Raw genomic sequence first — 25,047 nt, 5'->3', positions numbered from 1 at the left:
GCGTTAATAAATAATATCTTTCAAGGCGCGTTTAGGAACATGGTGTACTCCTTGTTCGTCACGCCAGTATTTAATGTCCTGATCTTCTTTTACGGCTTCAATAACGACTGTTTCTTTGGGTTTTCCCAATGCTATAACATGTAATATCGAGCAATGACCGGGGACATGTAAGATCTCTTCCAGGTGTTTTTTTTCAAATGCACCGATAATACATCCTCCATAGCCCTTTTCAACTGCAGTCAGTAGAATTGACATGGCAGCGATGCCATGGTCACAAAAGAAATTAGTGGATATCTTTTCATTATTCATCATGATGATATATGCCGATGGACGTTCTCCTTCTTCCGGACCATCCCAGTCTTTCAGATATCCTGCCCAACGAAGGGTAGGGTATATCCGGTCATTTAATTCCTTCGTGTTCGACAATTGATAACAGAGGGATTGGGCATTTCGCGCCGACGGGCTGAGCCGTGCCGCATCAATCATATCGTACAGGTCTTTTTCACTGACGGGTTCATTCTGATAAAATCGACGGTAACTCCTGTTTTTTTTGATTAAGTCTGCAAGCATGATTTTAAAATTAATTATCTGTAGACAAATATAGGAATAAGATGATTAATTATCTTATTTTTCAATATATAGTTTAATCTTTATAGATAAGGTCGAAGATTTATTATGTTATGAAAATTATTATTCCCCTATTTATGGCTATTTTTAATTGCTCATATGTAGCAAATATTTAACGGATACGTTTATGATCTTGTCGCCAAATTACTTGTTAAATACGCGTACATGTATAATTTTGACGGGACATTCAATACAATTACTATCAATACAGCTGGGAATTTTAGTCGGCTGTAATAAAGTTGTTCATTACCGATTAACTAACGAACGTCAGTTTTTGTTGAACATGAATCTTCTGGAAAAGCTAATCTATATGTTAATCGACCAGGGTCGTATTGTGTTGTTAATAAAAATAAAGTCCCACAGGCTGAAAAAGAGGGGATTGTCCAGATCTGTTGAAAAAATAAATATCTTTGTAAAAACAAATATTATGAAACCCTATATTGTCTTGCTTTGGCTGTTTTTTGTCGCTTCTTGTTCATATGCTCAGATATTTTCAGGATACCTCTATGATTTAAAAACCGGGCTTCCTATCTCAAATGTAGAAGTATACTTTGACGGAACACTATTCCATACGACTACCGATGCTAGTGGGAAATTTGAATTATATGTAGGAACGAGGATTAATACCAACTTGATATTCAGGCATTCATCATACCAGCTAAAATCTATTTCCAATCCATATGAAGAGGGCCTGGGTAAAATATATCTGGAAAAGAAGGTCGATCCTATATGGAAAGTCACACAGGCAGATTTGTTTAGCAGGGAGCAGAAAATAAAAGTGTTTCGTGAACAATTTTTAGGAACGGATAAAGCAGGAAAATCCTGTAAAATATTAAACGAAGATGATATCCATTTTTTTTATGATTCGGATACAAAAAACTTATCTGCTGTTTCAAATCAACCCCTCATTATTGAAAATAAACTTTAGGATATCGCATACAATTCGATATAATTAAATTTGATGTAAGTTTTAGTAATGCCTCTCTGGACAATAAATACTTCACGCAATCCCATTTTTCAGGTACCTCTTTTTTTATAGATTTAGATACTGATAATAAGAAAATAAAAAAATTACGGAACGAAACTTATACGCAATCATCCCGTTATTTTTTCAAAAATCTTGTCCGAAACACGTTGAATGCATCACACCATCAACTTTTGTATGAAGGAGCTCCTGTCCATTCAAAAAATTATTTTATAGTTACCGATACGCTTGCCCAAAAACAAGTGCAAATTAATCCGGATATAAAGCTATCAGGTGAAAATGATTCAAATGGACCGATCTATCTGGAAGCGGGTGTTTTATATGAAAAAGAAAAACGGTCGGATATCTACTTTTATACCAATTCCTTTTTGGTGGATCAATACGGTAATACTAGTACAGTGGATAAAATCCGCTTTACCGGGGACTTTGGTCAACGATATATTGGAAATATGTTGCCACTTGATTATGATTTTGAAGATCCTGAAGTTTTGTTTTCCGCCAGTTATGTTCGTACTTACCGGTTAAAAGAAATGAATCCCGGTCTTCTTTTCCAACTAATGTTGGAAGCCTATAGAGGTAAGGTGATTTATTTGAATTTTTGAGGAACATGGTGCATACCATGTCGCGACCAGATGGCATATATGAATGACCTACGAGAAACACTAAGAAGAAAAGATGTGATTTTCATGTATCTTGTCAGTAGCTCTCTCGAAATTACATGGAAGAATTACATTATGGACATAGGGTTGTTTGGGGAAAATGTTGTTCATTACCGTATATCAGACGACCAGCAACGCAGAGTCGAATATAATTTTTCTTTTGATACAAAAGCTTTTCCAGTGTATATGTTAGTTGATCGTAATGGTAAAGTTGTCAATACAAAAGCGGACCCTCCGGCGGAAAAAGAAGCCATCATCCAGCAAATAGAGAAGCTGTTGGCTAAATAGTTAAAGTTGAAATAAACAAACTGACTGTTTTTGGTGTTCTTTATTACAGTATAGTATTGGTTTGTTGTTTGTTTTTCCCGCTTTGTTTTGCCGGGACAAATTCTTTAAATGAAATCATTGATATTCTTTAAAGAATGCTAATGACAGTATTACTGTTAAATTTATTTTTCTATATTTAAAACCATCAATCAATAAATTATTTTTTATAACTTATTTCCTTTATTATCGTATAATACGTATACATTAGAATTAGGCAGATTACATATAATTGTGTTTGATGAAAATGGAATAAAATTTGATTATTCCATTACCAAAAAATAGAATGGGGTGTATGAACCTTAATTATAAATTATTATTCTCGTACACAAAAGTATTAGGTTTATTATATGAAATATAAATTTATTGTGTTTTTGTGTTGCATATTATTTTCATGCCACACATCTAAAAAAGTGATCTATTTACAGGATGCCGTTGACGGAACATCTGAAGCAATGGTTCCTAACGAAGGTATTACCATTCAGCCGAAAGATATACTTTCAATTGTAATCACCAGTAAGAATCCCGAACTGTCGGTATCTTTCAATCTACCGTTAACCACTTATTTTGCAGGAAGTGCATCACCTACAGCAGGGGAGTCTCAAAAATTACTCGGGTTCACGGTGGATCAGTATGGTTATATTGATTATCCTATATTAGGGAGAATAAAGGTGGCTGGTTTGACAAGGTTGCAATTATCCGACATGATTAAGCAAAGACTTACAGAAGATGACTTGTTGAAAGATCCGGTGGTGACAACAGAGTTCATGAATTTCAGGATTTCCATCTTAGGGGAAGTAGCTAATCCGGGTACTTACCAAATCACCAATGATAAAATTACATTACTCGAAGCTCTTGGAATGGCAGGAGATATGACCATTTACGGTAACCGGGAAAATGTTATGGTAGTACGTGAAACGGATTATCTAAGGAATACTTATCGTGTAGATTTGCGTTCAAAAGATTTATTCACTTCACCGGTCTATTACCTGCAACAAAATGATGTCATATATGTCGAACCCAATAAAGTGAGAGCAGGACAATCGAGAATTAACGAGAATAAATCGGTAGGCGTGTGGGTATCGATAGCTTCACTTTTCGCCACCATATTGGTACTGTTCATTAAATAAAGAATCTTTAAAAAATTTATGGAAAGTCAATTAACGCCTAAACACGAAAATTTTCAAATATTAGAATTAATAAAAAGTTATGTCCGTCACTGGCCATGGTATATTATTTCCGTAGCCATCTGTTGCAGTATTGCTTTTTTATATATACAAACCCGTCCGGTTGATTACATGCGAGGTGCGTCGGTATTGATCAAAGAAGACAATGCATCAGATTTAACAGCGGCTTTCAGTGAAAAAAATCCATTCAAAGCAGCTGCCAACGTGAATAATGAAGTAGAAGCATTCAAATCTCCCCATTTGATGCAGGAAGTGGTTAAGCGCCTGAATCTGAACATCAGCTATACTATTCGGGATGGATTGAAAGACAGGGAATTGTATACCCATTCGCCGATTAAAGTCATTTCTTCAGGCATGCAGGAACAGGAATTCTTTTCTTTTTATGTGGAGTTATTACCAGACAGTTTGCTGCTTCTTTCCGGATTTGAACAGAATGCTATGAAGTTTGAACCGACAAGTAAAAAAGCTAAACTCAACGAGATGGTGAATACTCCTATCGGAAATATAGAGATATCTCCTACTTTTTTCTATTCCGGTACATATTACAATGTTCCTATAAAAGTATCTCAAAGCAGTATCAGAAGTACTACTGCCGGGTTTTCAGGTAATTTAAGTGTAGCTTTGGCAAGTAAAGAAAATACCATCATCAATCTCAATTATACTGATGTCTCTATCCAAAGGGCAGATGATATTCTGAATACTATCATTGCCGTCTATAATGAAGAATGGTTGAGGGAAAAAAGACAGATTGCTGAAAATACATCAAAATTCATTGATGACCGGCTTCCTTTTATAGAAAACGAACTGGGAGGAATAGATGATAACCTGCAGAAGTATAAAAGTTCGAATCTGTTGACAGATGTGCGTTCGGCAGCATCATTGTATATGAAAGAATCCAGTGAATATTCGGCAAAAGTAGTAGAGGTGAGTAATCAATTATCTATCGCTAAAAATATCAAGGAGTCATTGGATAGAAGCAGCAAAACCCTGGACTTGTTACCGACCAATACCGGTTTAAGCAATACTGCTGTGGAATCTTCCTTGGAACAATACAATGCATTATTGCTTCAGCGGAACAAATTGTTGGCTAACAGTAGTGAAAGAAATCCTGTGATTGTGGATATGAACAATGATCTTAACGGTATGATGCAATCTATTATCAGTACTATAGACAATCTGGTTTCAGCCCTTGACCTGCAGTTATCAAGCTTGCGAACACAAAATGCCAGAATGACCCAGAAAATAGCCTCTAATCCCGGACAGGAAAAACATTTGATTTCCATTGAGCGTGAGCAAAAGATCAAAGAGTCGTTATATTTATACCTGCTTCAAAAACGGGAAGAAAATGAGTTGTCACTTGCAATGACCACTACCAATACACGGGTTATCAATCCTCCAACGGGAAGTTCCAGACCGATCAGTCCCAAAAAGAAAATGATTATGGCGGTTGCTTTTGTATTGGGGATGATACTCCCCACTAGCGTAATCTGGGGAAAAGATATGATGAATACCACCATTCAAGGGAAAAAAGACCTGAAAAAACTTTCAGTTCCTTTATTAGGGGTTATTCCACTGGCTTCCCAGGCACGTAAAAAAGCGAATATGAAAGCTCCGCTTGTCAAGGAAAATAGCAGGGATATGGTAAATGAAGCTTTCAGGTCCTTACGTACCAATATTGATTTTTTTGATCAGGAGAACATAAAAACAGTTATGTTTACCTCTTATGAGGCCGGAGTGGGAAAAACATTCATGACCTTGAATCTGGCCATGTGTTTTGCTTTAGCCGGGAAAAAAGTAATCGCGCTGGATCTGGATATGCGGAAAGCAGCGTTGAGTACGTATGTTTCTTCAGATAAAGCCGGTATTACTGATTACCTGAACGGAACAGCTACTGTCGGATCCATCATCAATAAAAATTATTTTTATCCTGGATTCGATGTGGTCACAATTGGTAAAATACCGGCAAATCCTGTCGAATTATTGATGAATGGTAAATTAACACCGTTCCTGGAGGCTATGAAGACTTATTATGATTATATATTCATCGATGGAGTTCCTGTCAATCCGGTAACAGATGCAACAATTATAGGCAGGTATTCGGATATGAACATATTTGTTATACGTGAAAATTTTTCCGACCATTATATTATTCCCGAGCTCGAAAATATATACCACAACGGAAAATTCAAAAACATGACTATACTTCTGAACGGCTCCGTCCAGAATGCATCATCTGAGAAGTATTTTGCGAGTAAAGTATGATGATATTAAATAGAAGGTAGTTATATCTCATGTTTAAACAACCGACATCTGCATCCCAACGGGTAGCTTTGAATACAGGTATCCTGTATGCCAAAATGGGCATAACCATGTTCATTTCTTTGTTTACCACACGACTGGTGATAAATTCTTTGGGAGCAAGTGATTTTGGTATTTTTGATATTGTAGGCGGAGTCATTTCAATGCTGGGCTTTCTGAATGTTGCCATGGCGAGCGCCACCCAGCGATTTATGTCATATGCCGAAGGCGAAGGGGACAAGGAAAAGCAAAAAAGTATTTTCAATGTCAGTGTTGTCCTTCATTTCTTTATTGCATTGCTGATTGGATTGATTTTGTTGGTCGCCGGATACTTTTTCTTCAATGGGGTATTGAATATCCCTCCGGAACGGATTTTTGCGGCAAAAATAGTATACCTCTTCATGGTGGTAAGCACGTTGTTCACTATTATGACCGTGCCTTACGAAGCTGTACTGAATGCTCATGAAAATATGTTATACTATGCCATTATCGGAATTATTGAATCTGTATTGAAATTAACCGTAGCCATCATCGTGGTTTTCACCATGTCGGATAAACTGATTGTTTATGGTGCTTTGATGGCATGCATATCTTTTTTGGTAATGTTGATTATGCGGATATATTGTCATAAAAATTATGCAGAGTGCGTATTTAAGCCCAGAAAATTTTTTCATAAGGAATTGATGAAAGAAATGACAGGATTTGCAGGATGGAATTTTACGGTAACGTCCGTTAGTTTATTAACGAATTATGGTCAGGGAATCGTTTTGAATATGTTCTTCGGACCAATCATCAATGCAGCACAGGGGCTCGCCAACCAGATATGTGGACAACTAGGTGTTTTCGCTAATACTATGTTGAAAGCCTTGAATCCGGTAATCGCAAAAAACGAAGGACGAGGTTCCCGTTCCTCGATGTTATCCGCCTCCATGACAGGTAGCAAAATAGCATTTTTTATGCTCATGTTTTTTTTTGTACCGGTTTATGTGGAAATGCCATATGTGCTTAAAATATGGTTGAAAAATGTACCCGAGTACACCGTCATTTTTTGTAAGTTATTATTTATCCGTTTTTTGATAGAACAATTATATATCACTATAGAATCCTCCATTGCCGCTGTCGGCAAAATACGGAATTTCAGTATCTGGCAGTCCCTGCTGACATTGTTTATCCTGCCGGTTGGATATCTTTTCTATAAATACGGGTTTCCGCCCTATGCGCTTCATCTGATTTTTATTGTGGCCGCCATTATATCTTTGTTCATTACTGTCTTTTTCGCCCATAAAGTATGCGAGATGTCTGTAACGGAATATTTTACCCGGGTTTTGTTGCGTTGTATCATTCCACTTATTGTTACAGCTATTGCGGCATCATTACCTTTGTTATTCATGGAAAGTGGCTTTGCGCGGTTATGTGTAGTGGTATTATTCAGTTCCGTTGCTTTCCTTGGAATAGTATGGGTTTACGGGCTTAATCGCATGGAGCGCGAGCAAATTTCACAAATGTTAGTAATCGTTATCTCAAAAATAAAAGTTATAAGAAAATCTTAGAATGAAAGATTGTCCCATTTTCATCAGTTCAGCAGATTCGTATGCTGATTTGTGGCCGATATTTTTTGATTTGTTCAAATTAAACTGGCCCGAATATAAAGGTATCATATATTTAAATACAGAAGAAAGATCTTTCCAGAGTGAAGGATTGAATATCGTATGTACCCGGTTGGGGAGGCTAGGCGATTTCGGGACTGTTTTTCGTGCCGGACTTGACAGGATCGATTCGGATCATTTGCTATTCATGATGATCGATTACATCTTCATGGGAAAAGTAAATGATTTAAAAGTAAAAGAATATTATGATTATTTCATTTCTTCAGATTTGGATTCTTTTTGTCTGGGACATCAGGAATACAGGGAATTCAATCCCACGGAATCGAAAGATATACTGAAAGTGGTTCCTCCTTCCCGTGATATGTTTTCCTATCAGATTGCTTTTTGGAAAAAAAAGGTATTGCGTGAAATGGCACTTCCACATGAAAACCCGTGGACCTCGGAATGGTATGGAACGAAACGGGCCAACAAAATGAAGATAAAACTGACATGCCTTGCAGCAGAAGCGGAAGTACCTATTCCCTATGATGCTGCCGGATGTTTGCATCAGGGTAAATGGCTGGATAATGCTATTGAATATTTAAACCAGATTGATTATAAAGTAGATTTCGATAAAAGGGGTTATTATAAATATCCTTCCAGGACCATCAAAAACAGATTAAAAGAAAAATGGATGCTGGTAAAAGACGGATTGTCCGGAAGTTACTTGGATCTGGCAAGAAGACATCCCATACATACTTTAAACGATTAATGATATTTTTAAATAAAATATGACTGTTTCACAATTCATTCGTAAAGCCAGGTTCCGGTCATGGGAAGTTCTTGTTGAACGCACCCGGTATAAACGTATTTATCCCAGATTGTACAAGAGTTATTGGCATTATAAATTTTCCAAAAAGAAGGAGGTGGCAAATACTACCTGCTATTTTGCTGCACGACCCAATCCCGGTGCAGGTATCGGACATCAGTTGGCCAACTGGATCGCCGGATATTGGTTTGCCCGGCAATTCGGATTGAAATTTGCCCACATCCCTTTTTCAACACAAAAATGGGAAGAATTTCTGGGATTTGGTGTTGGCGAAAAAAGGATGGATGAGTTGAAAAAAGAAGGATATAAAGTTAGGAAATTACCTTTATTCGACGAAGATAAACCGGAAGAGATCAAACGGGTAAAAGCCATTATCCGGTCGTATGCAGGGAAGAGAATTGTATTCGTTGCCGAACAGGATCAATATTACAAAGATCAGTTTGGTGTAAAAGACGATATCAAAAGAAAATTCAACGAAGCCCCGGCGCGCCGAAATGACCGGATCGTATATGATCCCGAACATTTTAATATCGCAGTTCATGTGCGCCGAACTGTTGTTATTGACGGGAAAACTATAGAAGAAGATGAAGCCGTACGGGCATTACGTTGGCTGAGCAACGATTATTATGAAAAAGTATTGGTACAGATACTTGAAAATATTAAGGTTTCAAAACCAATAAGCATCTATTTGTTTTCAACTGGAAAACCGGAAGAATTTGCGGAATTTTCAAAGTATGGAAATGTCCGTTTTTGCTCGGATATGGATGAATATACGTCTTTTCTGCATTTAATCCGGGCCGATTTATTAATCTCCAGCAAAAGTTCTTTTTCATACAAACCAGCTTTAATGAACGATTCAATAAAGGTTTGTCCCCGGAACTTCTGGCATAGTTATCCAGATGATAGAAAATGGATTCTGGTAGAAAATGACGGGACATTTGATGTAAATAAACTAAATGAAGCAATATGAAGAAAGTAGCTATAATAGGAGGTGGAATTTCAGGTCTTTCGATGGCACACTGCCTGAAAGACCGTTATCAAGTGACAGTGTTTGAAACCACATCACAACCGGGAGGTTTGATCAAGTGTAAACGTGTCAACGGAAACCTGTACCATATGGTGGGTGGGCATGTATTTAATTCGAGACGGGATGATGTGTTGGATTGGTTCTGGCAATTTTTTAACCGGGAACAGGAATTCGTGAAAACCAACAGGAACTCTTCCATATTTTTAGGAAAACCCATCGGATATCCCATTGAGAACCACATTTATGAGATGGAAGGCGATTTGCAGATGAAGATCATCGGTGATCTGGTTTCCATTATAAAGAACGGATACCGGGAACCTGCTAATTTTGAGGAATTCCTGAAGTTTCGATTTGGAAACACATTGTATGAATTGTATTTTAAACCGTATAATGAAAAAATATGGAAACGGAATTTGTCCGACGTCCCTTTAGACTGGCTTGAAGGTAAACTACCTATGCCCACTGTAGAAGAGATCATCTATAATAACTTCCGCAAAGAAAAGGAAATGAAGATGGTGCACAGCTCTTTTTATTATCCGAAAACAAATGGTTCACAATTTCTGGCAGACAGGTTAGCAAAGGGCTTGAATATGGTGTACGATACGGAGATAAAAAGTATCAGTAAAGAAAAAGCAGGCTGGATAGTTAATGGTGAACTGTTTGATCTGATTATATTTTCCGGAAATATAAAAGACTTGCCGGATATGCTTGCTGATGTTTCGTTTCCGGACAATCTGAAAAAAAGAATTGCGGGACTGGAATATCATGGAACCACATCCGTGTTGTGTAAAATAGATAAAAATCCTTATAGCTGGATATATATGCCGGATAGCAGGCATCTTTCGCACCGGATTATCTGTACCGGAAATTTTGCTGCCAGCAACAATTCGGAAGGAATCACCAGCGTCACCATTGAATTTACCGATTATATCGAACAGGATGCTATTCTGGAAAACCTCAGCAGGATACCATACGCGCCCGAATATATAACCCATCAATACACACAGTACACCTATCCGCTTCAGACCGCAGATACCCGGAAAATTATCAACGGCATGAAAGATATACTGGAGCAACAAGGCATATACTTGCTGGGACGATTTGCCGAATGGGAATATTATAATATGGATGCCGCCATGGGAGCAGCCATTGACTTGAACAAAAGGATTCGATAGAATGATCAAGGACAAAAAAACATATTTATCTTTTTTAGAAGAAGATAAAAAGGTAAATTCGGATTATTATTATCAGGGATTACAAGGGCTCAATCCATTCATGACTGAAACGGTGATATGGAAATTCCAGAAAACATTAAGAATGTGTGAATATTTGTATGCTGTAAAAAGCAGGTCGCCTTTTTTCAAGTTGAAAAAATTGTGGTATGCCTATCGTTTCAAGAAATTATCGATACGGCTTGGTTACACAATCTGGCTATATACCTTTGGTCCCGGATTACGTATTCTTCACAGAGGAACCATCATGGCCGGTGGCAAGGTCGGAGCAAACTGTATCATCAACACAGGAGTAGTTATTGGTAACGAAGCCGGATTTGACGACAAAGTACCCACTATTGGAGATAATGTATACATAGGGGTGGGGGCAAAAATTATTGGAGATATCTATATTGCCGACGGTTGTGCTATTGGCGCCAATGCTGTGGTCAACAAATCATTCACGGAACCTAATACCGTCATTGCTGGTGTTCCGGCAAGAGCCATCGGAAAAGTAAATAAGAATCTGCGTCACTAATTGCCGTTATCGTGAACATTACCCAACTTATTCTCAAGTCCATCAGAGTCATGTACGGAAAAGTATTTGGAGCAGATCATCCGATTACTCTCCGAATATCCGATCCGCAAACAGCCGGCGATTTGATATATCGATACCTGATGTCGGATAAGCCATGTATGATTACCCGTTTTGGCGCTTTTGAGCTGGCTACGATGGTCAATTATCTTGGTGTCCGGAACGGCAGGCCATCACTGAAAAAATACATAAAAGGCGATGCGCCTGACTGGTGGTGGAATAAAAAATTATTGCAGTACATGCAGTCCAATGCCGGTTTTTTCCCTTCCACACCTGAAAGAATAAGTCAATTCTGCGAATTGATGATCCGTGATGCGGTAAAAGTAGATGTGTTGGGTTCATGGTTGGAAGATGAATGGTATTTTCTGGAAGAGTTGAAGAATGCTGTTTTTATTCCCGGTCTGTTTTTAGAACCCTTCAGGGCTGACAGACCTTGGACGAAAGCATTAGAAGGAAAAACAGTGTTGGTGATACATCCGTTTGCCAAAACCATTCAGTCGCAATATTTGAAAAGGGAAAAGATATTTGAGAATGCTGGTATTTTACCCGATTTCCAATTACGCACCATAAAAGCAGTTCAGAGCATGGGGGGTAATCCGGAGTTTCCGACTTGGTTCGAAGCTTTGGAACATATGAAATCGGAAATCGACAAAGTCGACTTTGATATTTGCCTGTTAGGATGTGGGGCCTACGGTTTTCCACTTGCGGCTTATATAAAGGATAGGGGGAAAAAGGCCGTACATTTGGGCGGTGTACTCCAGTTGTTATTCGGTATCAGGGGGAATCGTTGGGAAGCATCCGATTACAGTCATGAATTTGATTATACCAGTTTGATGAATGAGTATTGGACAAGACCCAATGAAAGTGAAAAACCTGAAAATGCCGATAAAGTAGAAGGAGCTTGTTACTGGTAATAAAGCTCCAGTTAAACAGAAATATTTGATAATATGGAAAAATTAAATCTTATCAAAAATTTATGTCCCAGAAGACGGGCATATTACCTGCCGGGTGATTTTATCAAGGCACGTAAGTCCGATGCGCATATTCACTATAATACGCTCAATGATACCGTATTGAAGTATGCCGAATCCATCAATATGCACCTTTTGACCATCAATGTTGAAACGGCAATGCCTATTGAAAAACAGTTAGATATTGCTGTTTCCTTGGGGAAGGAGCATCCCGGTACAATTGATTTTGTAGGTACTTTCGATTCATCAGGATTTGAATCGGACCATTTTGCAGAAGAAGCCATTGAGCAGGTTAAAAAATGTATGGATGCCGGTGCCAGAGGGATCAAAATATGGAAGAATATCGGAATGGTATTAAAGAATAAAGACGAAAAATATGTCATGGCAGATGATCCTGTATTTGCTCCCATTTTTGAATATCTTGAAAAAGAAGGGATCACATTGCTTACACATCTTGCCGAACCCCGTAATTGTTGGTTACCTTACGAAGAGATCACTACTGAAGGTGACCTTCGTTATTACAAACATCACCCGCAATATCATATGTACCAGCATCCGGAAGTCCCTTCTTATGAAGAGCAGATTATTGCCCGCGACCATCTGTTGGAACAATATCCGGACATGAAATTTGTCGGGGCACATATCGGAAGCCTTGAATGGAATGTGGATGAAGTGGCTGAACGTTTTGACAAATATCCCCAATTTTATGTCGATCTGTCTGCACGTATGAGCCACCTGCAATTACAAGCATTTCAAGATTGGAAGAAAATTCGCGATTTTTTTATCAAGTACCAGGATAGATTGATATATGGCCTGGATTGGACGGTATCGGAAACAAGTAGGAGCAAATTAGCTACTATTTTCAGGTTCTTCCTGCCGGGAATATATAGAAAAATTGTATGCAGGGCATTACATGAATCATGGGAAAATCATTGGTTGTTCCTGGCTTCCGACAGGGCAGTCAAAGCAGAGAGATTTAATCTTCCTGATATTCCGAAAACCATCAAAGGATTACATTTGCCAAAAAAAGTGGTAGATAAGGTTTTTTATGAAAATGCAATGAAAGTATACAATATTACTGGTTTATAGAATGATCCAAATATAAGCAGGCTCTCATGGCAGAAATAAGACAAATAGGATATCTTCCGGTATTGATTTTATTGATCACAGTAATCTCGGTACATACCGGATTCGGCAATACAACCATATATTGGATGCTGGCTTTTGCAACTATCGTGAGTGTGTTGTGGAACAAATGGATGTATTTTGATCCGGGTAACCGGAAAGATTATTATATTATTGTTCCGTATCTTGTATGGATGATCATAGGTGTTATAAGGGGGGTCTTTGTAGCAGAGAATTATTGGGAATATAAACAATTGATCAGTGGTGCTTTTTGCCTGTCATTACCTATATTTGTGTATGTATTTTCCATCCCTGAGATTTTACATAGAACTTTGAAAATCTGGTTTAAGATAGCATTACCGCTCTTTGCCGTATTCTTTATATGGTATCTTCGTCGGGATTTCTATCATTATTATATTGCGCCGGTATTGTTAATAGCCTGTTTTCTTCCTATCCTGACCAAAAAGTGGAGGATTATTTTTATCCTGTTGTTGTTATTGATGATGTTTGCCGATTTTGGGGCCAGAAGCCAAGTGATTAAAGCCGCGATAGCATTGCTTGTCAGCGTGGCTTACCTGTTATCCAAATACATTACTCCCCGTATTCTGAATCTTGCACATTGGCTTTGTTATATTGTTCCGATAATCTTATTGGTATTGGGGATTTCCGGGGTATTTAATCCTTTCAGGGCTATGGCCGATACCGGTGCGGACTATGAGTATACCGGAAGCGAAGAACTGGAAGAAGATCTTTCGGGAGATACCCGTACTTTTATCTATGAAGAGGTGATCAGATCAGCCCTTCGCCATCATTATGTATGGCAGGGGCGTACACCTGCACGAGGGAATGATTCCTGGGCTTTCGGGGCTTACCAGGCAGAAGAATTACGGACAGCCAGATACGAAAGATGGGCCAATGAATTATGCCACACCAATATATTCACATGGTTGGGACTCATTGGGGTAATTCTTTATGGTTTGATATATTTGAGAAGTTCTTATCTGGCCGTATACAGATCAAACAGTATATGGATGAAATTGTTAGGCATATTTATTGCATTCAGGTGGGCATTCGGGTGGATAGAAGATATGAATGACTTTGACATCATGAATATTACCCTGTGGATGATGATTGCCATGGGGTATTCTGAACGGTTCAGGCAAATGAATGATACGGAAATGAAAGAGTGGGTGCTCAGTATATTTACAAAAAAAACACAAAATGAAAATGCTTGATTTTTACCATAAGGACGACTTCATCAAGGCACCTAAAATGGATGCACATATGCATTACAATGTGTTTGATGATACCTACATAAAATATGCTACCGATATCAATGTGAAATTGATGATGGTCAATGTTGATATCGGATTTTCCATAGAAGAACAGTTGAACATATCCAGGACATTAAAGAAGAAATATCCATCGCAGTTTTATTTTATCGGGACTTTTGATCCCTCCGGGTTCAATGATATGGATTTTACCGAAAAAACCATCCGCCAGATTAACAGGTGTATGAAGTCAGGGGCACAGGGAATCAAAATATGGAAAAATATAGGTATGTCCATAAAAGATGAACAGGGAAATTATGTGATGGCCAACCATCCGGCTTTTATGCCTATATACGCTTATCTGGAAAATAATAAAATACCTATGCTTGTACATTTGGGGGAACCTCGTAATTGCTGGTTGCCATATGACCAGATCACAATGCGCAGTGAACTGAATTATTACCGGGGATATCCCGAGTATCATATGCACCTGCATCCGGAAGCACCGTCGTATGAAGAACAGATTGCCGTGCGTGACGACATACTAGGCAAATTTCCCAAGCTGGATCTGATCGGTGCACATCTGGGCAGTTTGGAATGGAATGTGGATGAAGTGGCTGAACGTTTCGACCAATACCCTCATTTCACTATCGATATTTCCGGCCGGATGGGACATATTCACCTGCAGGCGGTTAAAAACCACGGCAAAGTGTACGATTTTTTTATGAAATACCAGGACAGGATCATGTATGGTTCGGATTTAACTTTTTCTCTATTGGGATTAAGATCAAAATTTTATCATATTTTTGCGCATAAACGATTTACGCGAAAGAACTTTAGTTCCTTTTTCACGGTATGGCATGATGATTGGTTGTTTTTCGCTACGGGATCTGAAATTCCTGTAGAAGAAACTACTTTGGCCGGTATGCCGGAAAAGATAAAAGGGCTGAAACTTCCGAAAGAAGTAGTGGATAAAATCTTTTATATAAATGCATGTAATATTTATCATCTGGAAAATTAGTTGAATATCAGTTAAAAATAATTATAAATGAGGGTTCTTTGGTTCACGACGGAAGCCACCAGGTATAGTCATCTGAGTGTCGCCTGTTATGGTAGCAGTGGATTGGTTGATGCGTTGCATGATGCGTTGTTGGAAGGTGATAAGCCCATTGAGTTGGGGATGGCTTTTATATACGGATATAAGGCGCCCAAAGAAAAGCGGGGCAAAATAACTTATTATCCCATGTACCGGAAAAGCAGGAATCTGTTGCAGAAACTGGCATATTACTGGTATAACTACAAAAGGAAACCTTTTGAGATGCCCCGGCAGGAAATGTTGGATATTATCGAAGATTTCAAACCCGATGTGATACAGATATTCGGGGTGGAATCACCGTTTGCCGGATTATTAGGGCATACAGAAATCCCCGTCATTATTCATCTGCAGGGCTTCCTCAACCCGACCTATAATGCTTTCTATCCTCAGGGGGTAAATCGTCTTTCTTTTTTGTGGAAAACCTTTTCGGTAAACGAATGGATCATACATAACGGCCAGAATTTTATAGCTGACGAGATGCGTGCACTTCAGAACAATGAAAGGTCGCTTTTCAAACGTATGGATTATGCTACCGGACGAACCGGATGGGATGCGCAGATTATAGAACTGATGGCGCCTGGTGCACAATATTTCCATGTTGGCGAAATGATGCGTGAAGAATTTGTAAAGGCCGGACCATGGAAACTTCCTTCTATGGAAAAACTAGTATTCGTATCCACTTTATCAAAAACAGTTTACAAAGGATTGGACGTAATTCTGAAAACAGCAAAATTACTTCGGGAATATTCCGGTATTGATTTTGAATGGAGGATTGTTGGTATCGATGAAAAGACTAATTTTGTACGCTTTTTCGAAAAACAATATAACATAAACAGCAAAGAAGTGAATGTTAAATATTTGGGAATATGTGATGCCGGGCAGATATGCAATAATTTACTCCAGTCACACGTTTATATTCATCCGTCGTATATAGACAATTCACCTAATTCACTTTGTGAGGCGCAATATGTCGGTGTACCTGTAATCGGAACTTTTGTAGGAGGAATTCCATCATTAATTACCCATGAAAAAACCGGGTTATTGGTTCCGGCAAATGCTCCTTTCGAATTATGTTACTGGATAAAGTCTTTACACCAAAATCCGGATAAACTGGTTGAACTGGGAAAAACAGGACGTTCCGTTGCTATAGAGCGTCATTCGAAAGAAAAGATTGTTTCGGATCTTTTAAATGTATATCATTCTGTTACTGAAAAATGAAAGTAATACATATCCTTGATGAATTAAAGTTCTCAGGGGCAGAAGTCATGTATATTGCTGCCGCTCCTGTGTTTCAGGATTTGGGTTGCGAACTATCCGTCGTCAACAGTAACAAAAACCTGGGTGTTTGCGCATCTTTATTTGAACAGGCAGGATATGAAGTATTCCATAAACCATATCCTTCCTCCCGTTTCAAAAGTATCAGCTATTGTTTTCAATTCATCCGGTTCCTTAAAAAAAATAGGTACAATGTCGTCCATATACACACTAACCTGTTTTCCATGGCGTTCTGCGCATGGATGGCCGGATGCAGATCAGTATATACTTTTCACAGTGTATTTTATTCCCGGAAACTAACACGCTGGTATCATCGCCTGCAAAGGTGGGTATCGAAGAGGATTTTCCGTTGCGTATTCCAGACCATAGGTGATTCTGTTTACGCACAGGAAAAAAATTATTATAAGAACGATTCGATCAAAATATATAACTGGTACAATAGCAACCGGTATTATCCTGCCCGTGAAGGAGAAAGAGAGATTTTCAGGCGTGAATTGGGCATAGATCCCGGTACACTGGTCCTGATTTCGATAGGTGGATGCAGCCCGATAAAGCGTCATTGGGAGATCATCAATGCGTTGCCGGAAGTCGTTGCAAAGTATCCCGACACCATCTATTTGCATCTGGGGGAAGGCACTACCTTGTCCGAAGAACAGGAATTGGTCAATCAGTCAGATATATCCGGCCATGTACGATTTTGCGGTAACCAGACGGATATCCGAAAATACCTGATTGCTTCCGATATTTACCTGATGACAAGTGTGGTTGAAGGCGTTTCAATAACTGCCATTGAAACCATGGCATGCGGAATTCCTGAGATACTGTACAACTCTCCCGGATTACGCGATTTCAATAACGAAATGGAGTGTACCTTACTGGTCGAGCAGGATCCTACCAGCCTGGCTAATGGGATCATATGGTTATATGAAAACAAAGAGCATCAAAAAAAGCTGACAGATAATGCATTAAAGTTGGTGTCGTCCCATTTTGATATGAAAAAAAATGCCACCGAAATTTTCAAATTATACCGGAAGAATCCATGAAGTCTATCGCCGCGTTATTGACCGTTCATAACCGTAAGGAACAGACACTGGCATGTCTGAAAGCCTTATTTTTGTGCGATCTGCCTGAAGATTACAGGCTCGATGTATTTCTGGTAGATGATGGCTGTACCGATGGAACTCCTGAAGCCGTGAAGGAGCAATTCTCTCAGGTAAAAATAATACAGGGAGACGGTAGTCTTTTCTGGAACCGCGGAATGCATCTGGCATGGACTACCGCCGCTGATCATAACGATTATGACTTTTTCCTGTGGCTGAACGATGATACCATCCTGTTTCCGGAAGCCATCCGGGAACTGTTAGTCTGTTCTGAAAGCGAATCCCACCAAAGTATTATCTGCGGTTCGACATGTGCAGTGAACGATGAAAGCGAAATTACTTACGGAGGACGTATTTTTAAAGATACATTGGTCATTCCTGGAGATAAAAAGCAACATTGCGATTACTTTCACGGAAATATTGTGCTGGTTCCCAGAGGAATATTCTCCAAACTTGGCACCAACGACCCGTTTTTCCGCCATGCACTGGGGGATTTCGATTACGGGCTTCGCGCCGGGAAACGAGGCATCAGTTCGATTGTTGCACCTCATATTTTAGGCACTTGTGACGAACATGAAACTTTTGCCGCCTGGTGTGACCCAAAAACGCCTGTCCTGAAACGGTTCAAGTTGTTATATACCCCATTGGGTAATCATCCCTTTGAATTTTTTAAGTATGAAAGAAGGCATCAGGGATTAGGGATGGCATGTTTCCATTTCCTGACCAATCATTTAAGGGCGTTAATGCCTGTTTTATGGAAAGACAGAAACAAATAAATTTTACAACAATAAATTTTTCTAAACGTAGAAAATAATATATGAAGAAGGTTCCTGTGCTGTTTGTGATTTTTTCAAGGGAAGAAGTTTCCCTGAAATCAATGGAGTCTATAAAAGAATATCGTCCTGAAAAACTGTATATTGCTGCAGATGGTCCCAGGGCAAATAAACCCGGCGAATTCGAATTATGCGAAAATACCCGGCGAAGCGTATTGAATATGGTTGATTGGGATTGTGAGGTCATCACTCTTTTCCGGGATGAAAACCTTGGTTGTACCCAGGCCGTTTCAGGCGCCATTAGCTGGTTTTTCTCAAACGAAGAATACGGGATCATCATTGAAGATGATTGTATCATACATTCCGATTTCTATACATTGTGTGAAAGCATGTTGCCACATTACAAAGACGAAGAAAAAGTAATGCTGGTTACGGCCCAGAACCATACACCCAACCTGAAACGTGCCGACCAGTTGGTCTTTACTAATGGTTGCTACATCTGGGGATGGGCTTCCTGGCGCAGGGCCTGGCAAAAAATGGATATGAGCATGGAAAAATGGCCGGAGTATAAATTCAGGAAACTGGTAAAAAATTTCGGGTTCCTTTATGCCTGTTACATGCTTGTTTTCTGGAATAAGGATTACCGGGATCCCAAACACGGATCATGGGATACCCGATGGTTTTTTTCCGTATTGGTGAACAAGGGACTCTGTTTGACATCAAATGTCAATTTATCCATCAATGCCGGAATCGAAATCGGTGGGGAACACTATGAAAAGGGAGATGTCGATCCATACAAACATCTTTCTTTCGGTAGTATAAAATGGCCGGTAAAACTTCCTGTAAAGTTAGATCCTTCCAGAAAAAAAATGCTGGCAGAGCGGAAAGAATTTATACGGATCAGGATGATCGGGCTGAAAAAGAAAGTTAGGAAAAAGATAGGAAAAAAACAGGTACATTAATGAATAAACCTAAAATTTTGTTCATCATGCATATGCCTCCTCCTGTTCACGGGGCGGCCATGGTGGGAAAATACATACATGATAGCCAATTGATCAATGATTCTTTTGATGGTTATTACCTGAAACCATCAAACACAACATCGTTGGATGATATCAACCAATTTAAACTGAAGAAATTCACATTCCTGATATCCTTTCATTTCCGCCTTATTAAAATATACCGGAAAATAAAACCGGATCTATGTTATTTTACGGCTTCCTCGAGGGGCTTTGCCTTCTATCGTGATTTTATGACCATTTTTATCCTAAAATTACTGAAAGCAAAGATTGTGGTGCATTTCCACAACAAAGGAGAACCATCTTTTGATAATAAACGGTACAATAAATTCCTGTTCCGCCGCTTTTTCAAAAACATTCATGTAATCTTCCTTGCAGAGCAACTAGTAGCCGAATTCCGGCCATACATCAACAAACAAAACATTTATATATGTCCTAACGGTATTCCGGAAACAGTAACGCAACCTATGGAAAGAGACGGTACTCATCAGCCTTTCAATTTTTTCTTTCTATCCAACATGATGAAGGACAAAGGAGTTTGGACGCTGTTGGAAGCGTGTGCTGTCCTGAAAAACAAAGGATATACTTTCCAATGCCGGTATGTAGGACAATGGTATGATATAACGGAATCTGCTTTTACTGAAAAAGTAAAAGAATTTGGATTGGAGGATGAAGTCCATGCTTACGGAGCAAAATACGGTGAAGAAAAAGAGTCGTTTTTTCGGTCGGCTGACGCTTTTGTATTTCCTTCATTCAATGAAGCTTTAAGTCTGGTACTGATAGAAGCCATGGAATATTCATTACCCTGTATCACCACTGATGTAGGGGGAATTCCAAGCATTGTGGAGCATGGGAAGTCTGGTTTTATTGTTCCACCCAAAAATGTTGAAGAATTAATCGCAGCTATGGTCAGTTTGATGGAACATCCGGATAAAAGTACCGAAATGGGGTTATACGGAAGGCAGCTTTTTGAAGAAAAGTTCACCCTGCCGGTTTTTGAACAGAACTTTACCGGTATCCTGAGCCGGATAATAACAGGTAGTAATTGAGAATTGTTGGATATGACAGATAAAAAAGACATAAAGGTTTTTGATGATACATCCAAAATGACGTATACCCTGCTGGATGAAAAATCCCGGGTCGATGATTTGGAAACAAAGCTAAAGACATTATATCAGACGCCGCATTCGGATATGGTATATTTGAACATGTATGACCATTCGATCAGTCAGGAGAATTGTCGTAAGTTGTTCATATATGAAGACAATGCATTGAAACAACTGCTGTTGTTCAAATACGAAGGTAACGAGTCTTCTGTCACCATCCTGAATACCAGTTTTACTATTTCTTCCCTGGAAATAAAATATATCAGCAATGTTATTTTTTATGAGTTTTCAACCGTTGGGAAAGTAATATTCCAAACCCTGTTTCTTGATTGTACGGGAAAGATAGAAATGACGGTCTATGAAAAGACCTTGTACGATGCTATTATGGATTTACCAGCATCGATGGATGTTTACATGAAATCATTGGGCACCCAAACACGGAAACATGTAAAGTATTACCAAAACCGTATCCAGAAAGATTTTCCCGGGTTCAATATCTCATTTCAAGAAGGCGAGGATATTAAATCCGGGCAGATTGCCCGGATCGTGGATATGAACAGGGACCGGATGAAAAGCAAAGGAAAAAAATCGGGTATTGATGAGATACAGCAGGAGTATATCTACCAATATGCACAAATCAACGGAATGCTGTGTTTATGTACTGTTGACGAAGAGATCATCGGCGGTACCATCAATACCATCATCGGTGAACATGCTTACCTGCATGTGATTGCACATGATAATCAATACAACAAATACAATACGGGACAAGTTGCCCTGGTTAATACTGTCCAGTACCTGATCGGGAAAAATGTAAAACATTTTCACCTGTTTTGGGGCGAATACGATTATAAATACCGGTTTTTATGTAAAAACCATGATCTGTACGATATAACGGTATACCGTAAGAAAGGCGCTTACATGATAGGCAAAACTTCAATCGGAATACGGGTGTTCGGCAAGTCACTCAAGTCATCAGTCAGGAAAAGACTGGAAAATAACAAAACATTAAAGAAAGTATACCGGAAAGCCTGCAAGCTTTTCATCAAATAAAGTAGGTAATCATCGTGGAAAAATTGTTTATTGACAAGGATACCGGGTTAAAATGCCTGATGATGGACGAAAAATCGACAATTGAGAATTTGAATGGTCAACTCATCACTTTATATGAAACCCCCAATTCCGATCTGGCGTTCCTGAACATCAACCATCCTTCCATCACAGAAGATAGTTGTTTCAAACTACTGGTATCCGACGATAAAGAATTGAAACATCTTCTCCTGTTCAAATATGCCGGAAGTGAGAAAGTCATCACTATCCTGAATGAATGTATCAGGTTAACCACACCGGAAATAAAAACGGTATGCAATACTTTATTTAACGAATTCGGAAATATAAAAGAAATTGTTTTTCCATACCTTTTCCTGGCAGATAAGAAAAATCCGAAAACCATCTATACTAAAGTTCTGGATGATTCTATTCTGGAATTACCGGATTCTGTGGATGTATATATGAAATCATTGAGCAAGAAAACCAGGCAGTATTTCAGGTATTATAAAAACAGGATTGCTAAAGAAATGCCCGGTTTCAGCATTTCTTTCATAGAAAATGAAGATATTACATACGAGCAGGTTTCTGCAATTGTAAACTTGAACAGGGAACGGATGAAAACCAAAGGAAAAAAACCGGGAATTGATGATACCGACTGTGAAAAAATGTACCGGTATGCCCGTATAAACGGATTGTTATGTTTGTGTTATGATAATGAGACCATTATTGGCGGTACCATTTGCTCGGTAATCGGTAAACGTGCTTTCATACATGTAGTGGCCCATGACGATTCATACCAGAAATATAGTATCGGACAAACTGCACTCATCAATACCATCCAGTACCTGATCGAACACCAAAAGAAATATGCACACCTGATGTGGGGCGAATCGGAATACAAACACAGGCTTCACTGCCAGATGTACGACTTATATGCCGTAAAGATATTCCGGGGACAAGCAGCTTATGGTTTGCATGCCATTCCTTCCGGAATTGTATCAGGCGTTAAATCGCTTACATTTTCCCTGAAGAAGAAACTGAAAAAGAACAAAGGAATCGTAGATTTCTACCGGAAAATTTTAAAAAAAGTTCGATATAGTGACGAATAAAAATAGTTCCATGCAAAAACAACCACTCATCAGCATTGATGTCTCAACCGGACCTTATTCTCTTTTCTGTGAAAAGATGATGCAGTTGGGAAATGACTTACAGGGCGGTTATGTATGTGTGGCCAATGTGCATATGCTTGTAGAAGCCTATAAGGATAAAAACTTTGCCGATGTGGTGAATCGTTCCACCATTACCACTCCCGACGGATTGCCGTTGACCTGGGCTTTGAAATGGTTGTATGGGATCAAACAGGATCGTGTCGCCGGCATGGATTTATTGCCGGATTTACTTTCATTGGCTTCACAACAAAATATCCCGGTCCTTTTTTATGGAGGTACCGAAGACGTGTTATTGAAGACCGGAGAATTCCTCAAAGAGCATTATCCGGGTATTCCATCTGTTGAGTTTTTAAGTCCGCCGTTCCGTGCACTTACACCAGAAGAAACAGATGAAATGATTCACCGGATCAATTCTTCCGGAGCAAAGCTGGTTTTTGTTGCATTGGGTTGTCCCAAACAGGAAAAATGGATGGCCTCCGTTCATGAACGGGTCAATGCGTTGCTGGTAGGAATAGGAGGGGCGCTTCCTGTAATGGTCGGCATGCAATCGCGTGCACCCCGCTGGATGCAGAAATGTGGACTGGAATGGCTATACCGGTTATTACAGGAGCCCGGACGGCTGTGGAAAAGATATTTTGTTACCAATACCATTTTTTTGTATTTGTTGGTTAAAGAGAAGTTAAGGAAAAAAAGATAATAGCTTACGTTGAATTGAATAAAAGAGATAGAATTGAGTTATGAAGCATCACTACCTGAAGTTCTTACGAGTATTTAAATTAACATTTGGATTGCATAAAAAAGTGTATTTCAATGATTTGAGTCGAACAGTTCCTGTTAGTTCCGAATTCGGAACCGACAGGGGATTGCCGATTGACAGATATTATATTGAAAAGTTCCTTAAAAAGAACAAAAAGCATATCAAAGGGAGAATACTGGAGATAGCTGAAGATACCTATTCCAGGAAATTTGCCGATTATTCTTCGTCAAAAGAACCGGTATTTGAAACCATGCACTATGACGGAAAGGAGACCAATTCAACCATTATCGGCGATTTAACAAACCTTGAAAATTTACCTGTCGATCGTTACGATTGTTTTATCTGTACCCAGACCTATAATTTTATCTTTGATGTCCAGAAAGCTATTAAAGGATCTTTCCAACTCCTGAAGCCGGGTGGTATCGTATTGGCAACGGTAGGTGGCATATCCCAGATATCCCGTTACGATATGGACCGGTGGGGCGACTATTGGCGTTTTACCGATAAGTCGATATCCAGACTTTTCAAAAATGCCGGATTTTCTAAAGTTGGTGTAGTTACGATGGGTAATAGTCTTGCCGCTAGTGGATTTCTTCAGGGATTAGTGGTTGAAGATTTTCCGGAAAGGAAAAAGCTGGATGAGAAAGATGAAGATTACCAGATGATTATAGGTGTTTCTGCTATTAAATAATTTTTATTTATGTATTTTGATCTATTATTTTTGAAAGTACTTTTGGAACCTGGCATTGAAACTTTGCCTGGTGAAAAATCGTATATACATTGTTGTATTTTTTCATCAAACTATCTGGAAAATGAAGGTAGTATCCACAGGAAAGATAATAGTAGAGATTCTTTATTTATTCATTTCCGTTTAAAAGAATATGGGTTTATCTGATAAAATAAATTGGTATAGATCAGTGATTTTTGGGCGAAGAAAACATGGGAAGTCAAGGCGTTACCTGACTCTTTTGGCTACCATTTTCATCGTTGAGGATATTATTATGATC

24 protein-coding genes are annotated in these 25,047 nt (G+C 38.9%); 23 read left to right on the top strand and 1 reads right to left on the bottom strand.

Annotated features, from left to right (window positions below; genetic code table 11):
- Window positions 1–3: 3 nt before the first annotated feature.
- The gene (locus LBQ60_12810; protein MDR2038796.1) at window positions 4–570 is read right to left on the bottom strand and encodes a nitroreductase family protein; all 567 of its coding nucleotides are present in this window, start codon (window positions 568–570) and stop codon (window positions 4–6) included.
- 484 nt (window positions 571–1,054) lie between these two features.
- Between LBQ60_12810 and LBQ60_12805 the strand changes: the two genes are divergently transcribed.
- From LBQ60_12805 to LBQ60_12695, 23 genes are all read left to right on the top strand, one after another.
- The gene (locus LBQ60_12805; protein ID MDR2038795.1) at window positions 1,055–1,555 is read left to right on the top strand and encodes a carboxypeptidase-like regulatory domain-containing protein; all 501 of its coding nucleotides are present in this window, start codon (window positions 1,055–1,057) and stop codon (window positions 1,553–1,555) included.
- Window positions 1,556–1,761: 206 nt separating this feature from the next.
- The gene (locus LBQ60_12800; protein ID MDR2038794.1) at window positions 1,762–2,214 is read left to right on the top strand and encodes a hypothetical protein; all 453 of its coding nucleotides are present in this window, start codon (window positions 1,762–1,764) and stop codon (window positions 2,212–2,214) included.
- Between the two features lie 12 nt (window positions 2,215–2,226).
- Complete coding sequence (locus tag LBQ60_12795) at window positions 2,227–2,559, top strand: redoxin family protein (protein ID MDR2038793.1); 333 nt, start codon at window positions 2,227–2,229, stop codon at window positions 2,557–2,559.
- A gap of 386 nt (window positions 2,560–2,945) precedes the next feature.
- The gene (locus tag LBQ60_12790; protein ID MDR2038792.1) at window positions 2,946–3,725 is read left to right on the top strand and encodes a polysaccharide biosynthesis/export family protein; all 780 of its coding nucleotides are present in this window, start codon (window positions 2,946–2,948) and stop codon (window positions 3,723–3,725) included.
- An 18-nt stretch (window positions 3,726–3,743) separates the two neighbouring features.
- Window positions 3,744–6,044, top strand: a complete 2,301-nt coding sequence (locus LBQ60_12785) for a polysaccharide biosynthesis tyrosine autokinase (GenBank protein ID MDR2038791.1) — start codon at window positions 3,744–3,746, stop codon at window positions 6,042–6,044.
- A gap of 29 nt (window positions 6,045–6,073) precedes the next feature.
- Entirely contained in the window at window positions 6,074–7,630 is a 1,557-nt protein-coding gene (locus LBQ60_12780) for a hypothetical protein (GenBank protein MDR2038790.1), read from the top strand.
- A gap of 1 nt (window position 7,631) precedes the next feature.
- The gene (locus LBQ60_12775; protein MDR2038789.1) at window positions 7,632–8,438 is read left to right on the top strand and encodes a hypothetical protein; all 807 of its coding nucleotides are present in this window, start codon (window positions 7,632–7,634) and stop codon (window positions 8,436–8,438) included.
- Between the two features lie 19 nt (window positions 8,439–8,457).
- On the top strand, window positions 8,458–9,465 hold the full coding sequence (locus LBQ60_12770) for a hypothetical protein (GenBank protein MDR2038788.1): 1,008 nt from the start codon (window positions 8,458–8,460) through the stop codon (window positions 9,463–9,465).
- Window positions 9,462–10,697 (top strand): NAD(P)-binding protein, encoded by a 1,236-nt coding sequence (locus LBQ60_12765; protein MDR2038787.1) that lies wholly within the window; start codon window positions 9,462–9,464, stop codon window positions 10,695–10,697. Before LBQ60_12770 ends, LBQ60_12765 begins: the two co-directional genes overlap by 4 nt.
- Window position 10,698: 1 nt before the next feature.
- Complete coding sequence (locus tag LBQ60_12760; protein MDR2038786.1) at window positions 10,699–11,271, top strand: serine acetyltransferase; 573 nt, start codon at window positions 10,699–10,701, stop codon at window positions 11,269–11,271.
- Between the two features lie 11 nt (window positions 11,272–11,282).
- A complete protein-coding gene (locus LBQ60_12755; GenBank protein MDR2038785.1) occupies window positions 11,283–12,242 on the top strand; it encodes a hypothetical protein in 960 nt (319 codons plus the stop codon).
- 33 nt (window positions 12,243–12,275) lie between these two features.
- Window positions 12,276–13,388: an amidohydrolase gene (locus LBQ60_12750; GenBank protein ID MDR2038784.1), complete on the top strand. Its 1,113-nt coding sequence runs from the start codon at window positions 12,276–12,278 to the stop codon at window positions 13,386–13,388.
- Between the two features lie 26 nt (window positions 13,389–13,414).
- Window positions 13,415–14,659 carry a hypothetical protein gene (locus LBQ60_12745; GenBank protein MDR2038783.1) on the top strand — a complete coding sequence of 415 codons (1,245 nt, stop codon included), beginning with the start codon at window positions 13,415–13,417 and terminating at the stop codon, window positions 14,657–14,659.
- Window positions 14,646–15,716, top strand: a complete 1,071-nt coding sequence (locus LBQ60_12740) for an amidohydrolase (GenBank protein ID MDR2038782.1) — start codon at window positions 14,646–14,648, stop codon at window positions 15,714–15,716. The genes LBQ60_12745 and LBQ60_12740 overlap by 14 nt, the downstream gene beginning before the upstream one ends.
- A gap of 27 nt (window positions 15,717–15,743) precedes the next feature.
- Complete coding sequence (locus LBQ60_12735) at window positions 15,744–17,009, top strand: glycosyltransferase (GenBank protein MDR2038781.1); 1,266 nt, start codon at window positions 15,744–15,746, stop codon at window positions 17,007–17,009.
- Window positions 17,006–18,109: a glycosyltransferase gene (locus LBQ60_12730; GenBank protein MDR2038780.1), complete on the top strand. Its 1,104-nt coding sequence runs from the start codon at window positions 17,006–17,008 to the stop codon at window positions 18,107–18,109. The genes LBQ60_12735 and LBQ60_12730 overlap by 4 nt, the downstream gene beginning before the upstream one ends.
- Window positions 18,106–18,942: a glycosyltransferase family 2 protein gene (locus LBQ60_12725; protein ID MDR2038779.1), complete on the top strand. Its 837-nt coding sequence runs from the start codon at window positions 18,106–18,108 to the stop codon at window positions 18,940–18,942. Before LBQ60_12730 ends, LBQ60_12725 begins: the two co-directional genes overlap by 4 nt.
- A 41-nt stretch (window positions 18,943–18,983) precedes the next feature.
- Window positions 18,984–19,901, top strand: coding sequence for a hypothetical protein (locus LBQ60_12720; GenBank protein MDR2038778.1), 918 nt, complete (start codon window positions 18,984–18,986; stop codon window positions 19,899–19,901).
- A complete protein-coding gene (locus LBQ60_12715; protein ID MDR2038777.1) occupies window positions 19,901–21,007 on the top strand; it encodes a glycosyltransferase family 4 protein in 1,107 nt (368 codons plus the stop codon). The genes LBQ60_12720 and LBQ60_12715 overlap by 1 nt, the downstream gene beginning before the upstream one ends.
- A 12-nt stretch (window positions 21,008–21,019) precedes the next feature.
- Window positions 21,020–22,117 (top strand): GNAT family N-acetyltransferase, encoded by a 1,098-nt coding sequence (locus tag LBQ60_12710; GenBank protein ID MDR2038776.1) that lies wholly within the window; start codon window positions 21,020–21,022, stop codon window positions 22,115–22,117.
- Between the two features lie 14 nt (window positions 22,118–22,131).
- Complete coding sequence (locus tag LBQ60_12705) at window positions 22,132–23,223, top strand: GNAT family N-acetyltransferase (GenBank protein MDR2038775.1); 1,092 nt, start codon at window positions 22,132–22,134, stop codon at window positions 23,221–23,223.
- A gap of 10 nt (window positions 23,224–23,233) precedes the next feature.
- Window positions 23,234–23,980 carry a WecB/TagA/CpsF family glycosyltransferase gene (locus LBQ60_12700; GenBank protein MDR2038774.1) on the top strand — a complete coding sequence of 249 codons (747 nt, stop codon included), beginning with the start codon at window positions 23,234–23,236 and terminating at the stop codon, window positions 23,978–23,980.
- Between the two features lie 118 nt (window positions 23,981–24,098).
- Window positions 24,099–24,731: a class I SAM-dependent methyltransferase gene (locus LBQ60_12695; GenBank protein ID MDR2038773.1), complete on the top strand. Its 633-nt coding sequence runs from the start codon at window positions 24,099–24,101 to the stop codon at window positions 24,729–24,731.
- Window positions 24,732–25,047: the final 316 nt, after the last annotated feature.

It is taken from the genome of Bacteroidales bacterium (assembly GCA_031275285.1).
Lineage (GTDB): Bacteria > Bacteroidota > Bacteroidia > Bacteroidales > UBA4181 > JAIRLS01.
Note: the sequence above shows the minus strand (reverse complement) of the source record. Positions and strands in the feature narration are given on the sequence as shown.

What these genes read in the sequence shown, in the direction of transcription:
- LBQ60_12715 (MDR2038777.1), top strand. Translation starts at nt 19,901, where the DNA reads ATGAATAAACCTAAAATTTTGTTCATCATGCATATGCCTCCTCCTGTT.
- LBQ60_12710 (MDR2038776.1), top strand. Translation starts at nt 21,020, where the DNA reads ATGACAGATAAAAAAGACATAAAGGTTTTTGATGATACATCCAAAATG.
- LBQ60_12810 (MDR2038796.1), bottom strand. Translation starts at nt 570, where the DNA reads ATGCTTGCAGACTTAATCAAAAAAAACAGGAGTTACCGTCGATTTTAT.
- LBQ60_12745 (MDR2038783.1), top strand. Translation starts at nt 13,415, where the DNA reads ATGGCAGAAATAAGACAAATAGGATATCTTCCGGTATTGATTTTATTG.
- LBQ60_12780 (MDR2038790.1), top strand. Translation starts at nt 6,074, where the DNA reads ATGTTTAAACAACCGACATCTGCATCCCAACGGGTAGCTTTGAATACA.
- LBQ60_12720 (MDR2038778.1), top strand. Translation starts at nt 18,984, where the DNA reads ATGAAGAAGGTTCCTGTGCTGTTTGTGATTTTTTCAAGGGAAGAAGTT.
- LBQ60_12730 (MDR2038780.1), top strand. Translation starts at nt 17,006, where the DNA reads ATGAAAGTAATACATATCCTTGATGAATTAAAGTTCTCAGGGGCAGAA.
- LBQ60_12735 (MDR2038781.1), top strand. Translation starts at nt 15,744, where the DNA reads ATGAGGGTTCTTTGGTTCACGACGGAAGCCACCAGGTATAGTCATCTG.
- LBQ60_12700 (MDR2038774.1), top strand. Translation starts at nt 23,234, where the DNA reads ATGCAAAAACAACCACTCATCAGCATTGATGTCTCAACCGGACCTTAT.
- LBQ60_12740 (MDR2038782.1), top strand. Translation starts at nt 14,646, where the DNA reads ATGAAAATGCTTGATTTTTACCATAAGGACGACTTCATCAAGGCACCT.
- LBQ60_12765 (MDR2038787.1), top strand. Translation starts at nt 9,462, where the DNA reads ATGAAGAAAGTAGCTATAATAGGAGGTGGAATTTCAGGTCTTTCGATG.
- LBQ60_12770 (MDR2038788.1), top strand. Translation starts at nt 8,458, where the DNA reads ATGACTGTTTCACAATTCATTCGTAAAGCCAGGTTCCGGTCATGGGAA.
- LBQ60_12805 (MDR2038795.1), top strand. Translation starts at nt 1,055, where the DNA reads ATGAAACCCTATATTGTCTTGCTTTGGCTGTTTTTTGTCGCTTCTTGT.
- LBQ60_12750 (MDR2038784.1), top strand. Translation starts at nt 12,276, where the DNA reads ATGGAAAAATTAAATCTTATCAAAAATTTATGTCCCAGAAGACGGGCA.
- LBQ60_12760 (MDR2038786.1), top strand. Translation starts at nt 10,699, where the DNA reads ATGATCAAGGACAAAAAAACATATTTATCTTTTTTAGAAGAAGATAAA.
- LBQ60_12775 (MDR2038789.1), top strand. Translation starts at nt 7,632, where the DNA reads ATGAAAGATTGTCCCATTTTCATCAGTTCAGCAGATTCGTATGCTGAT.
- LBQ60_12785 (MDR2038791.1), top strand. Translation starts at nt 3,744, where the DNA reads ATGGAAAGTCAATTAACGCCTAAACACGAAAATTTTCAAATATTAGAA.
- LBQ60_12790 (MDR2038792.1), top strand. Translation starts at nt 2,946, where the DNA reads ATGAAATATAAATTTATTGTGTTTTTGTGTTGCATATTATTTTCATGC.
- LBQ60_12725 (MDR2038779.1), top strand. Translation starts at nt 18,106, where the DNA reads ATGAAGTCTATCGCCGCGTTATTGACCGTTCATAACCGTAAGGAACAG.